Origin of the sequence: Bacillus cereus group sp. BfR-BA-01453 (genome assembly GCF_022662915.1) — a bacterium.
Lineage (GTDB): Bacteria > Bacillota > Bacilli > Bacillales > Bacillaceae_G > Bacillus_A > Bacillus_A paranthracis.
Window position 1 is genome coordinate 1 of record NZ_JAKUEN010000060.1, and the last position, 219, is coordinate 219.

Sequence of the window (219 nt, forward strand, 5' to 3'; positions counted from 1 at the left end):
GCTAGTAATCGCGGATCAGCATGCCGCGGTGAATACGTTCCCGGGCCTTGTACACACCGCCCGTCACACCACGAGAGTTTGTAACACCCGAAGTCGGTGGGGTAACCTTTTTGGAGCCAGCCGCCTAAGGTGGGACAGATGATTGGGGTGAAGTCGTAACAAGGTAGCCGTATCGGAAGGTGCGGCTGGATCACCTCCTTTCTATGGAGAATTGATAAG

1 rRNA gene is annotated in these 219 nt (G+C 54.8%); it reads left to right on the forward strand.

Annotated features, from left to right (window positions below):
• Positions 1 to 201: ribosomal RNA gene (locus MR070_RS27020) — 16S ribosomal RNA — on the forward strand; the annotation flags it as partial.
• Positions 202 to 219: the final 18 nt, after the last annotated feature.